This window comes from Bacillus sp. OK048, assembly GCF_900103525.1.
Classification (GTDB): domain Bacteria; phylum Bacillota; class Bacilli; order Bacillales; family Cytobacillaceae; genus Neobacillus.
In genome coordinates, this window is the sequence record NZ_FNHN01000003.1 from 90,285 (window position 1) to 102,450 (window position 12,166).

11 protein-coding genes are annotated in these 12,166 nt (G+C 40.8%); 2 read left to right on the plus strand and 9 right to left on the minus strand.

All coding sequences use genetic code 11. The features are described 5' to 3' along the window. Positions 1-10: 10 nt before the first annotated feature. Genes BLR86_RS06750 through hutU form a run of 3 tightly spaced genes read right to left on the minus strand, consistent with a single transcriptional unit; the run spans position 11 to position 3,960 of the window. Entirely contained in the window at positions 11-1,003 is a 993-nt protein-coding gene (locus tag BLR86_RS06750) for an agmatinase family protein (protein ID WP_090759625.1), read from the minus strand. Beyond that, positions 975-2,273 carry an imidazolonepropionase gene (gene hutI / locus BLR86_RS06755; protein WP_090759627.1) on the minus strand — a complete coding sequence of 433 codons (1,299 nt, stop codon included), beginning with the start codon at positions 2,271-2,273 and terminating at the stop codon, positions 975-977. Before hutI ends, BLR86_RS06750 begins: the two co-directional genes overlap by 29 nt. A 13-nt stretch (positions 2,274-2,286) precedes the next feature. Then, entirely contained in the window at positions 2,287-3,960 is a 1,674-nt protein-coding gene (gene hutU, locus BLR86_RS06760; protein ID WP_090759629.1) for a urocanate hydratase, read from the minus strand. A gap of 235 nt (positions 3,961-4,195) precedes the next feature. On the opposite strand from hutU, the gene BLR86_RS06765 reads away from it, so the two are divergent. Further along, a complete protein-coding gene (locus BLR86_RS06765; RefSeq protein WP_090759631.1) occupies positions 4,196-4,606 on the plus strand; it encodes a VWA-like domain-containing protein in 411 nt (136 codons plus the stop codon). 48 nt (positions 4,607-4,654) lie between these two features. Here BLR86_RS06765 and BLR86_RS06770 read toward each other — a convergent pair whose 3' ends face one another. From BLR86_RS06770 to BLR86_RS06795, 6 genes are all read right to left on the minus strand, one after another. Beyond that, positions 4,655-5,461, minus strand: coding sequence for a hypothetical protein (locus BLR86_RS06770; RefSeq protein WP_090759633.1), 807 nt, complete (start codon positions 5,459-5,461; stop codon positions 4,655-4,657). A gap of 200 nt (positions 5,462-5,661) precedes the next feature. Further along, on the minus strand, positions 5,662-6,966 hold the full coding sequence (locus BLR86_RS06775) for a UDP-glucose dehydrogenase family protein (RefSeq protein WP_090760340.1): 1,305 nt from the start codon (positions 6,964-6,966) through the stop codon (positions 5,662-5,664). A 1-nt stretch (position 6,967) separates the two neighbouring features. Beyond that, positions 6,968-7,873, minus strand: coding sequence for a UTP--glucose-1-phosphate uridylyltransferase GalU (gene galU / locus BLR86_RS06780; RefSeq protein ID WP_090759635.1), 906 nt, complete (start codon positions 7,871-7,873; stop codon positions 6,968-6,970). 151 nt (positions 7,874-8,024) lie between these two features. Further along, positions 8,025-8,801, minus strand: a complete 777-nt coding sequence (locus BLR86_RS06785) for a HipA family kinase (RefSeq protein ID WP_090759637.1) — start codon at positions 8,799-8,801, stop codon at positions 8,025-8,027. Next, complete coding sequence (locus BLR86_RS06790; RefSeq protein WP_368086759.1) at positions 8,798-9,916, minus strand: glycosyltransferase family 4 protein; 1,119 nt, start codon at positions 9,914-9,916, stop codon at positions 8,798-8,800. Before BLR86_RS06790 ends, BLR86_RS06785 begins: the two co-directional genes overlap by 4 nt. Before the next feature lie 93 nt (positions 9,917-10,009). Then, on the minus strand, positions 10,010-11,065 hold the full coding sequence (locus BLR86_RS06795) for a hypothetical protein (protein ID WP_090759641.1): 1,056 nt from the start codon (positions 11,063-11,065) through the stop codon (positions 10,010-10,012). A gap of 336 nt (positions 11,066-11,401) precedes the next feature. Here BLR86_RS06795 and BLR86_RS06800 point away from each other — a divergent pair, with 336 nt between their 5' ends. Next, complete coding sequence (locus BLR86_RS06800; protein ID WP_175492811.1) at positions 11,402-12,064, plus strand: TorD/DmsD family molecular chaperone; 663 nt, start codon at positions 11,402-11,404, stop codon at positions 12,062-12,064. Positions 12,065-12,166: the final 102 nt, after the last annotated feature.

The following is a 12,166-nucleotide window of genomic DNA, read 5'->3' on the forward strand; positions in this document are numbered from 1 at the left end:
TGCTAGCACTTTATCGGAGCATGACTCCTGTTAGGAAGGTTAGGAATACGTGTGTTCCGAGTTTGACTGTTGGCTGGTCTTTTGTGTCTCTTAGTGGATCTAAGCAGACGATGTCCATTGCTTTTACTTTTGGATGTCGACCTGCTGCTAGTACCCCTTCTAGCAATTCTTCTGTTGTCATGCCTCCCGGCGTTGAAGCCGGTACCCCTGGAGCAAAAGCAATGTCTAACACATCCATATCTACAGTTAAATAAATGATATCCACCTTCGAAGATAACTCCTCTAAGCATTGCTGAACGGTTTCTTCTATCCCCTTTTTTCTAGCAGCACGGAGTGTGAAATAATTGACTCCATTTTCATCTGCATATAGTTTTAAATCCTTCGTATTATAAAATCCATGCAGACCGATGTTGTACATATTGATGCCCTCTACCACACCGCTCTCAATTAAATTACGCATGGGTGTCCCATTGGATGGACCATTATCTGACATGTCCCGTAAATCAAAATGGGTATCAAATTGCAAAATACCAATTTTTTCATCAGGATTCTCTAAATGCATTCCTTTGACCATCATGGCAGTGATTGAGTGGTCTCCACCGATCCCACACACCGTGGGATTCGAAAAATGCTGTTGAACAGCAGCTGCAGCATCGATAATGTTTTGATGACATTTTTGAATATTCGTTACATGCATCGGGACGTCCCCGGCATCTAGTGCAGTTAATTCTGAAAGGTCGACATCATCATCGAGATTATAGGTGGCAAAGTTCTTCCAAGAACGTCTGAATGATTCAGGAAATTCTGACGCGCCTGAAGCGCTTATCGATGAACGCGACAAAGGAACACCGAGGATCACAACCTCGGTGTCCTTGCTTCTTTCAGGGTCCGTTAGAGCAGTAATCGGCTGAATCCATTCATGGACCTTATCCACTTTATCACTTTCAGGTCTTACCCAAGTAAAGCTAGGAGGATTAATTTTTGGATAGAGAAAGCTCTTCAATTAATTGACCTCCCCTGACAACCACTCTTCCATCTTTCATAACAGTATGTGTGTGATTCACCCCGTAAGAGTATTGAAGCTTCATATAATTATCAACACTAAACATCGTAATGTCAGCTTTTTTCCCAACCTCTAAACTGCCTATTTCTTGCCCGCGATTGATCGCATGTGCGGCATTAATCGTCGCAGCAGTAATCACCTCTGCAGGTGTCATTCCCATTTTCAAACAGCCAAGATTCATAATAAATGGCAAGGAAACAGTTGGAGATGAGCCAGGATTACAGTCGGTGGACAATGCAATCGGCACACCTAAATCTATCATTTTCCTGCCATTTGCAGATTCCGCCATTAAAAAGTAAGCTGTCCCCGGTAGCAGCACGCCGACCACACCTTTTTCCGCCATCGCTTTCATCCCTTTTTCAGATGCCCTTAATAAGTGATCTGCAGAAATCGCTCCAATCTCGGCGGCAAGTTCTGCCCCTTCATATGGTTCGATTTCATCTGCATGAATTTTCGGCATCAGCCCGTGATTTCTGCCTGCTTCCAAAATCCGCTTTGATTGCTCTGGGGTAAAAACACCATGCTCACAAAAAACATCATTGAATTCTGCCAATCCCAATTTTGCCACCTTTGGGATCATTTCAGTTATAAGTAATTCCACAAATTCATCAGGGTTCTCTTTATATTCTTTTGGGACGGCGTGAGCACCCATAAAGGTAGGAACGACATCGATGGCATGCTTTTCATTTAGTAAATTTGCAACTTCAAGCTGTTTAAGCTCCGTTTCCCACTCCATTCCATAGCCGCTTTTCGCTTCGACCGTTGTCACTCCATGGAGGAGGAATTGATTTAAGCGTTCAAAGCTTTCTTGAAAAAGCGCTTCATGTGAGGCTCCCTTTGTCCGTCTTGTCGTGGCATGAATTCCCCCGCCACTATTCATAATTTCCATGTAGGTAGCCCCTTGAAGTCTCATATTAAACTCATTTTCCCTGCTACCAGCAAAAACCAGATGGGTATGTGGATCGACAAGTCCTGGTGTTACAAGTCTTCCACTCGCATCCACCATCTCTGCTTCATCCAGACGATCTTTATATTTTTCAAAAAGCTCATCATCTTTTCCTACATCAAAAATAACTCCGTTCTCGACCCAAACACTGCCATTCTCAATTATTCCAAGCTCTGACATCGCTTCTTTTACGAGGGGGGCATGTGAACTCCCCTGTAATGTCACGAGCTGAGAAGCGTTTCTTATAAAAATCGGCTTACTCATCATGATCACCTCTTTAGTCTTGTTTTAGCATTGGCATATTAATGCCTTTTTCCTTTGCTGTTTTAATTGCAAGTTCATAACCTGCGTCAGCATGACGAACAACACCCATTCCAGGGTCAGTGGTTAAGACTCGTTGTAAACGAACCTCCGCATCCTTTGTACCATCCGCAACAATCACCATTCCGGAATGCTGGGAATAACCCATTCCTACACCGCCACCATGGTGCAGGGAAACCCAGCTGGCACCACCGACTGCATTAATCATCGCATTGAGGATTGGCCAGTCAGATACAGCGTCACTTCCGTCCTTCATTCCTTCTGTTTCCCGGTTTGGTGAGGCTACAGAGCCTGCATCTAAGTGATCCCGTCCAATTACAATCGGTGCCGACACTTCTCCTGAAGCAACTAGGTCATTAATGATTTTTCCTAAACGGGCACGATCTCCGTAACCCAACCAGCAAATACGTGCAGGTAAGCCTTGGAAGCTGATTTTTTCCTGTGCCATTCTCACCCATTTACAAAGGTGCTCATCATCCTTAAACTCACGGAGGAGTACTTCATCAATTTTTCGAATATCTTCCGGATTTCCAGACAAAGCTACCCAGCGGAAAGGTCCTTTTCCTTCACAGAATAACGGGCGGATATAAGCAGGAACGAAGCCAGGAAAATCAAATGCGTTTTCTACTCCTTCGTCCTTTGCTACCTGACGGATGTTGTTCCCATAGTCAAAAGTTATAGTACCTTTTTGCTGCATGGTCAGCATCGCTTTTACATGAAGCGCCATGCTTTGTTTTGCTAGATTTATATATTTAGAAGGGTCTTCTTTCCTAAGTGCAGCTGCTTCTGCCAAGCTGTATCCAACTGGGATGTAACCATTTAAAGGGTCATGAGCAGACGTTTGGTCTGTTAACACATCAGGGTTGAACCCTTTTTTAATCATAATCGGTAAAATCTCCGCCGCGTTACCGATTAAGCCAATCGAAAGTGCCTTTCCAGCTCTCTTTGCCTCCTTTGCGAGATTAATAGCCTCTTCTAAATCACTAGTTTTCACGTCAAGGTAAGCGGTTTCAATCCGGCGATCAACTCTTGTCTCATCGACATCAATCGCTAGGCAGACACCATCATTCATCGTTACCGCTAATGGCTGTGCTCCACCCATGCCACCAAGCCCTGCAGTTAATGTAATTGTATGCTTTAATGATCCGCTGAAATCTTGTCGTGCAAGCTCTGCGAACGTTTCATAGGTTCCTTGGACAATCCCTTGTGTTCCGATATAAATCCAGCTGCCAGCTGTCATTTGGCCGTACATCATTAATCCCTTTTTATCAAGCTCATGGAAATGCTCCCAGTTCGCCCATGCTGGAACTAGATTAGAGTTTGCTAGTAATACACGCGGAGCATCCTTGTGTGATTTGAACACAGCTACGGGTTTACCTGATTGAATTAACAGTGTTTCATCATTTTCTAATTCCAGCAACGATTTGACAATCGCGTCGTAGGATTCCCAGTTGCGCGCCGCCTTACCAATCCCGCCATATACCACCAAGTCCTCTGGGCGCTCTGCAACCTCTTGGTCAAGATTGTTCATCAGCATCCTTAGCGCAGCCTCTTGAATCCATCCTTTTGCATGTAATTCTGTTCCTTTATAATTTTTAATTACCCTTGATTTTGCTGTCTTTGCTTCCATTTCACTCACTCCTTTATTTAAGCTGTCTCTCTTTCAAATTGACCGATGAAGTCTTGGAAATTGCAATCTAAAAAAATGCAAGTCATATACTAAAAGTATACCTTCAAGGCTAAAATCTACAAGTATTTTTAGTTTCATTTTTCTATGCATGAATTGCAATAATTTAATTAGAATTCCCCGATACAACTTGAGCATAATAAATTTTGTGACTATTAAGAGAGGGGAAAATAAAGGGATGAAATGGCACAAAAATCTGCTTAAAATTATCCAGGATCGTCAGGGTAAAAAACTGGCATTAATCGTGGATACTTCTACAAATGAAACAAAAATGGACCTCATCGCAAATATCGTAACTTTTTTCAAAGAGCTAACTCCCGAAACTACACTCGTTCAAGCTGATTTTAAAATACGGACTACAGAGCCAATTACGGAAGGTACAGAAATAAAATATCACACGCACGGCAAAGCCTCCTATACCTTGGCACTTGAATGGGCCGAAGAAGAGAAAATTGAAACGGTTTTTTATATCACCGATTTAACAGGTTTTTTCCCGGAAGACATGGAAGTTCCTTATGAGGTGTACTGGCTAGTACCGACCGAATTTGTTCCTAAAGCACCGTTTGGAAAGGTTATGAAAATTGTTTAGTCCAAAAAATGGAAACTCCTCAACATTCTTGTTGAGGAGAATCTCTACCTATTTACTTTTTACGATTTTTGATGGGTTGTTGACTTTATATAAGACCGGTGTATCGACGATGAACTCTTCTTCTACGTCCTTACCCTTTGCTAATTTCTTTTTCGCTACTTTTCCGTCAAATTCAAGCTGATCTCCTGGTGCCAATTCGAATTTTTTTAGTGTTTTACTATGGCTGCACCAAGCAAGTCCAAGTTCAATTGCTGGCTCTTGTATGATCTGGACATTTTCGAGAACGACCACTTCGTCGTTTTCTTCATTAAAAGGATTATAGGTAAGCGCAAACTGTTTTACTGATGCGGTAAAATGCACTTTATCTACTGGAAGCTCAATTTGTGGTTCTTTCTCTTTTTTCGGCTTTGCTGCTTTCGCTTTTTTGGGCTCGGGATTTGATTCAGATTTTAATTCCTTTTTTTCTTCCTTCACTTCTGTCACAGTAACTTGTTCTGGTGTACTGAAATCCTTCTCCTCCAATTGCAGCATACTTTCCTTGCCGAAACTGGAAGCCTGCATTTCCTTTAGAAAAGCGGGGTGAATACAGCACAGATTCCCATCCTGAAACTCAATCACAAGCGTATTATATTCCTCTGACTTCCCATACGTTTCATACCCTTTAATCGTCACAACACGCTGGTAATTCCGTTCCTTAAACAAAAACTCCCTCTTCGCCTCCTTCGCAGACGAAAGCCCCCACTCCTTCAACTTCTCACGATAATGCTCATCATCACGAAACCCCTCAAAATCCCCCTTAGGAGATACATAACGAGTCAAACTACTCCGCTCCAATTGTTCATGTTCAATAACCATCTTTCCACTTCCTTTTTTTACGGTGACAGGCACCACTAATGTACAAATGTCCGTCTCCAGTGGACACTTAATTCCCTTGATTAATTCTTTATGTATTTTCAGTAGCTAACTTTTTTATTGTATCAAAGTTTGCTGTTAATTAAAAAAGCTTAGGCATGATTTTTGCCGTACATCTTGTTGCAAAAGATCATGCCTCTACCTTATATGATGATCGCAGGTTTTCCGATTGGATAGTATTCTACGGCTCCACATGCTCTAATTTTTTCTTCGGAAAAGCAGTTTCTCCCGTCAAAGATGATCGGTTCTTTCATGTTCTTAACCATCTCCGCCAAATCTAGATTTTTTACCTCGTTCCACTCTGTCACGATTAACACGGCGTCTGCCTCGTAAACAGCTTCACCAATTGAACCCGCATATTTAATCGTATCTCCTATCACTTTTCTTGCGTTTTCAGTGGCCACCGGGTCATAGGCAATTACTTCGGCACCCCATTTTGACAAAGCTGCAGAAATTGGGATCGATGGTGCTTCCCTCATATCGTCTGTTTCTGGTTTAAAGGCTAAACCAAGCATGGCAATTTTCTTTCCCTTTAAGTGTCCAAACCGTTTTAAAGCTTTCACAACTAACAATTCGCGTTGGTACTCATTTATCGCAATCGTCTCTTTTAATAGCGGAAATTCTATTCCATTTGCCCCTGCCGTATGCAGAAGCGCTTTCACATCCTTTGGAAAACAAGAGCCGCCATAGCCGATACCGGCATTCAAAAACGCTTCACCTATCCGTCTATCCATACCCATTCCTTTAGCAACATCAGCAACATCTGCTCCGACCGCCTCACATAAATTGGCCATTTCATTAATATAACTAATCTTCGTTGCTAAAAAGGCATTCGCTGCATATTTTATCATTTCAGCGCTTCTAGTACTCGTTACAATCACCGGCACATTCAATGGCCTGTACATCTCTTCAATTTTCCTCGCAGCTTCTTCATTTTCAGAACCGATAATAATTCGATCAGCCTTCATCGTATCAACTATCGCAGATCCTTGTCTCAGGAATTCTGGATTGGAAACTATTTTCACCGTTGCACCAATACGGTCTTCAATTAATTTTTTTATTACATCATTCGTTCCAACTGGCACCGTACTTTTAATGACAATAACTTTATCTTGGTTTAAATAGGAAGAAATATCTTTTGCGGCTTGTACAAGATACGAAAGATCTGCTGCTCCATCATCACCTTGTGGCGTTCCCACTGCAATAATGATGATTTCTGCATCAGTCAATGTATCTGGTTGAGAGGTAGTAAATTGTAATCTGCCTAAGGCCATATTGGAGAGTAGTAATTCTTCGAGCCCTGGTTCATAGATTGGGGAGATTCCTTGACGTAATTGGGTAATCTTTTGTTCATTGATATCTAAGCATGTGACATAGTGACCGATTTGAGACAAACAAACACCTGTTGATAACCCTACATAGCCTGTACCTAAAACAGCAATCTTCATATCAATCAATCTCTCTCTTACTATTTTGTATGTTTTCTTGGTTATGCAAATCTTGTAAATAATCCCATACAGATTCCCTGATATCTTCCCGGCTTAATGCAAAATCGATTGTCGCCTTAATAAAACCAATTTTATCGCCTACATCATAGCGGCTGCCTGTAAAGTTATAGGCAAAAACTGCCTGTTGTTTATTCAGCTCATTGATGGCATCTGTCAGCTGTAATTCATCTCCTCGTCCCATTGGAGTCCGCTCTAGAATTTCAAAAATCTCCGGATTCAATACATAACGTCCCATAATCGCATATCTAGAAGGAGCCTCTTCAACACTAGGCTTTTCTACTAACGAATCAATATGGAAAATGTCCGATTCAATCATCGTCCCCTTAGGTTTTATAATTCCATATTTGCTAATATCATGGTCAGCTACCGTTTGAACGGCAACGACTGAACTATTATAATATTCGAACACATCAATGATCTGCTTTAAGCACGGGGTTTCCGACATTACGATATCATCACCTAGTAAAACTGCAAATGGTTCATCGCCGATAACACTTTTCGCACAAAGAATGGCATGTCCCAGCCCTAACGGTTCTTTTTGGCGGACATAAACAATATTTGCCAAGTTTGATATATTTTGAACTTCTGCTAAAATTTCAAGTTTGTTTTTTCTAAAAAGAGTATCTTCAAGCTCATACGATTTATCAAAGTGATCCTCAATCGATCTTTTTCCTCTGCCGATAATGATGATAATTTCCTCAATTCCAGAAGCGACTGCTTCTTCAACAATATATTGAATGGTTGGTTTATCAACAATCGGCAGCATTTCTTTTGGCTGTGCTTTCGTTGCTGGCAAAAATCGTGTTCCGAGGCCAGCTGCTGGAATAATGGCCTTTCGGATTTTCATATGCTGCCTCCTTCCCTTATCTCCTTTATCCTTTATATGCGAATGGATAGCCACCGGTCACGTTAGTAACCTAGTAATATCACTTATTCCGGAGTTAAGGCGTACATTTTCGAAAAAATAAAACTCCCTCTACAAAAAATAGACAAGGGAGTCATTCATGTTTTTCATGTATTGGCAGATAAACTCTTTTAATAAATTTCTCCATCAACTTTCTAAGAATTCTTTTACGTCGTGTAACCAGTGTACTGACAATTGCTTTTCGCTCTTCACTTGTAACCTGCCAATCATCTGGAATGAGTGAGACAATTTCTTCTATTAAATTAATAGGCAGCGTTTGAATAATCTCTAATTGATCATGAAAATCCTGTTCATTCTCGATAAAACATGCCATGATTTGGTGTGTCGCACTTTTTAATATCGTGATTGGAAGGTACTCTAAATCCTTAAATTCCCAATTGTAAGAGGAAAACACCTCTGCATGATCAATGATCCACAAATGGTAGGAATTTGCTCCATCATCACATAAGATGATGTTTTTCCTAGTTCGATCACGATTACACATCCAGTAATCGAATAAGATAATACCAGCAAGATTCTTCCGGTTAGAAATACTAGGAACAGCTGTCACTTGATGGCCATCGAAACAATCGGGTACATAAAGACTAGCAAATTGAGACTTTGTTTGGGTCATTTGTGCAAGTTCAGGAATTGTCGAAGAAAACTCTGGTGGAATTTCTACTAGTTGTGCAAAGGGGATTGGCAGACCGAGGTAACGTGCTAGGCAATAGGCGACCCACTCATTCGCAAGTGTTTTTTCGAATCCAGTCTGGTAATATTTCACCGCATAGTCACGGCCATCATTAAATGTAATCAAATGAGCATTCGATTTTCCTGTTAATGTTTTTTTATAGGCAACTGGTTGTATCAACCTTTACTCACCTCACTGCTATCAATCGAGTCGATTCCTGCTATTTTCTTCAATAAATGAACATATTGATTTGCGACAATCTCAATAGCAAACTTTTCACGAACCCGGGCAATGGCAGCCTTTGACAGTTGTTGATGAAGAGCTGGATTATCTACTATACTAGTAATCTGTTTAGCCGCATCCTCAACATTTTGACCTCGAAAGAGTAACCCATGCTCTTCATGGACAACCAATTCTGTGACAGGCATCATGTTTGAAGCAACCACTGGGACACCACACACCATTGACTCAATAAAGGTATTCCCAAACGATTCTGTTTTTGTTGTTGCCAGCGTACATCCTCCTGATTGACGAATTTTTGCATACACATGCGGCATTTGATGATAAGGTATGACCGGAAACCATTTAACAATGTCGGTGAGCTGCTCTTCCTGCCGCTTGGCTACAAACTCATCCCGCTGGACACTTTGAGCCCCGCCAATAACCCAAAATTCTATATCATCCCGCTGACTTTTGATAAGCTTGGCCACTTCCATGAGCATTTGCCAGTTTTTCCGTTTGTCCAATCTGCCAATCCAGCCGATAATTTTTTTGCCGTTTGGAAGGATCGGTTCATGATTAATATGAATTTCTTCAGTGGATAAAGCTCTGTAAAAAGAGGTATCAATCCCATTGTAGATAACTTGAATCGGAATCCCATCTGTTAGAATCGAAACTAAACGTTTTTGATAGTGCGAAGGAACAATGATTGTTTCTGGCTTAATTCCTCTAAACGATTTTAGTTGGGGACCTAACTTTATCAGCTCCGGTGTGCGAGCCTCTACCAAAACTGGACCCTTATATTTTGCTTTTCTAATCCATTTAAAGGCAGCACCAGTGTCAACAACAATAATAGCATCATAGTGATTATCTCGAATAATTTTAATAATTTCTTGCTCATCCTTGGTTAAATAAACAGGAGCAACGTCCTCCATTATGTGGAGCCCGCCATGGTCTGTCGTATACAAAAACTCTGTGTCAATTCCTTGCTTTTTAAAATAAATCGAGCGATTGCGCCAGCCGGCATTCACCCCGCCAACTGTCAGCAGACGCCAGATTACTAAAACTTTCATCATCTTTTCTCCTCGTTTTTATTAGGATCCATCCTCAGGTAAATACTGGGTATCTTTACCAACCCTTTTTAGGAGTAAAAATGTTAATTACCGCTGTTACCTTTTCCCCTTGCCTTTATTTTTATGCTTGTCTCGTTTATGATCATGTCGGTCGCGATCATTGTATTTTTCACCAGAGAAGTGTTTTCCGCCTTTTGCACCTTTGCTGTGACGGCCTCTCTCCCCTTCAAAATGTTTTCCTCTTTGTGGCTCTCCTTTATAGCCACGATCGCCTTTGGAGGTTCTTTCACCCTCTGGGTGCCTTTCCTCAAACCCCATTTCGAGTTTGTCCCAATGCTCATCAATTTTGGCCATAACAGCTTCAGTGTCAGCACCTCTTGCAAGCATGGTTTTGATCCATTCTTCTTTGAAAACCTTATGAACGAGGCCTTGCAGCAAGTTTACATAATTTTTCTCATCCTCGGTTGTTAACAGGCTATTACTTAGATTTTTAATAGTCTTTTTATCCGGTTCCTCCGGAAGAAGTAACGCTGTAATTTGTCGGGAGATTTCCTCCATACGGATATAGTGGAGCCACTCCGAATATAATTCTGGGGCCATTTCTTGTACATGCGCCATAAAGATTGCTTTATTTTCTTCTCCTAAAGAAGTCAATAATTTTCGTGGATAAGGATAGACTCGATCACGCCAAATCGTTCTCGCTACGTCAATTACCTTCAGACTGCCGTCTGGCTGCAAATATATTTGCCGCTTATGATGGTCAATTCGCTCATAGCCAATTTTCTTAAAGGTAACTAACATGATAATTAATTTTGCAGAAAGTGCGGTTGTTAATGGCTGGGATTGTAAATACTCGCGTAATTCAACTCCCCTGATGATTTCCATTACAATATATAGCGAACCTTTTCCGTAGAGCTTTGGCATTAGAGAAGTGTTCTGCCCAAGGGACAGCGCATAATATTCGCGGTCACAATCCTCTGTGTTACCAAACACCTTTACACAGATGTCATCAGTTAATTGGAAAACAGCACCTTGGCGCCCTTTTCCCATCATCACTAATGGAGTATTGTTTACCACGTCCACGTCAGCATTCACTAAATTTGTTACTTTTATTTTTCTCATCCATTGTTCTAAATTCTTTTGATTATACATAAATTCCCTCCTTCCTTTACAAGATGACAGCTAGGTTATTTCATAACTTGGCAGTAGCTTTTCGAACTTGTTTGTCAACAATAATTATTCATATTTCACTGCCTACTATAGTAAATTCAAAAATTCGAAAAACGTACAGGCTACCGACCATAATAAGAAAAATGTATTAAGAAACCAGCCCTCGTGTCCTTACTCTCTATATACGATGATAATGATTATCAAAATCCACATATTGTTAAAATAAAAGTGAAACTTATTTAACATTTTTAAAATTCCCCTCTTATCACACTATCTTCAGATACTATTAATTTATCTGGTTTTATGAAAGGAGATTATATGTTTACAAAAGAGCAAACGAAAATGAATGAATCTCACCTTTTACATAGTAGGTACTATCTTAACCAGTTAATTCGGTTAATTTTTGACATGCCTCTTACTAAAGAAAATTTGGCGATTTTGAAAGATCCCCAGTTTGTTTCACTTTGTGAAATTAGTGAAGGATGCCGTCTCATTGAAAAAGCAACCCATTCAATTCAGGCAGAGGATAATGAAACCCTCCAATTATTACAGGAGGAATATAAGCGGCTGTTTGTCGGACCTAATGCGCTGCCAGCTCCTCCTTGGGAATCGGTCTATTTAGGTAAAGAGCACTTGCTGTTTGAAGAAGTAACCTTGGAGGTAAGAGAATGTTACCGACAGTACGGTTTATCTTTTATCCGCGAAGGGAACGAGCCTGACGATCACCTTGTTATTGAATTAGAGTTTCTTAGCTTTCTTATCCAAAAGACAATCGAAAGTGACGATGTTGAAACAAAGAAAAAGCTGTTAGAAGACCAGCACTCCTTTTTAACCAATCATCTTCTTAGATGGTGCTCTGCTTTTTGTGAACTATTGAGCAAATCTACCTCATTTGAATTCTACCAGGGTGCAGCCCTGCTTTTAGATGAGTACCTGAATCTAGAAAATGAATTAATCCCTGCGTTGAAGAAGGCTCTTTAAAAATGAGCAAGAAAAACATTTTATCGCAAATAGGCGAGAGTAAATTAAAAGCCGGTTTCTTATGAAACCGGCTTTATTTCTGTTCACAGTGTCCACCTGGGG

Coding starts and splice junctions, on each gene's coding strand:
- hutI (WP_090759627.1), bottom strand. CDS start 2,273: ATGAGTAAGCCGATTTTTATAAGAAACGCTTCTCAGCTCGTGACATTA.
- hutU (WP_090759629.1), bottom strand. CDS start 3,960: ATGGAAGCAAAGACAGCAAAATCAAGGGTAATTAAAAATTATAAAGGA.
- BLR86_RS06765 (WP_090759631.1), top strand. CDS start 4,196: ATGAAATGGCACAAAAATCTGCTTAAAATTATCCAGGATCGTCAGGGT.
- BLR86_RS06770 (WP_090759633.1), bottom strand. CDS start 5,461: ATGGTTATTGAACATGAACAATTGGAGCGGAGTAGTTTGACTCGTTAT.
- BLR86_RS06775 (WP_090760340.1), bottom strand. CDS start 6,966: ATGAAGATTGCTGTTTTAGGTACAGGCTATGTAGGGTTATCAACAGGT.
- galU (WP_090759635.1), bottom strand. CDS start 7,873: ATGAAAATCCGAAAGGCCATTATTCCAGCAGCTGGCCTCGGAACACGA.
- BLR86_RS06790 (WP_368086759.1), bottom strand. CDS start 9,916: ATGATGAAAGTTTTAGTAATCTGGCGTCTGCTGACAGTTGGCGGGGTG.
- BLR86_RS06795 (WP_090759641.1), bottom strand. CDS start 11,065: ATGTATAATCAAAAGAATTTAGAACAATGGATGAGAAAAATAAAAGTA.
- BLR86_RS06800 (WP_175492811.1), top strand. CDS start 11,402: ATGTTTACAAAAGAGCAAACGAAAATGAATGAATCTCACCTTTTACAT.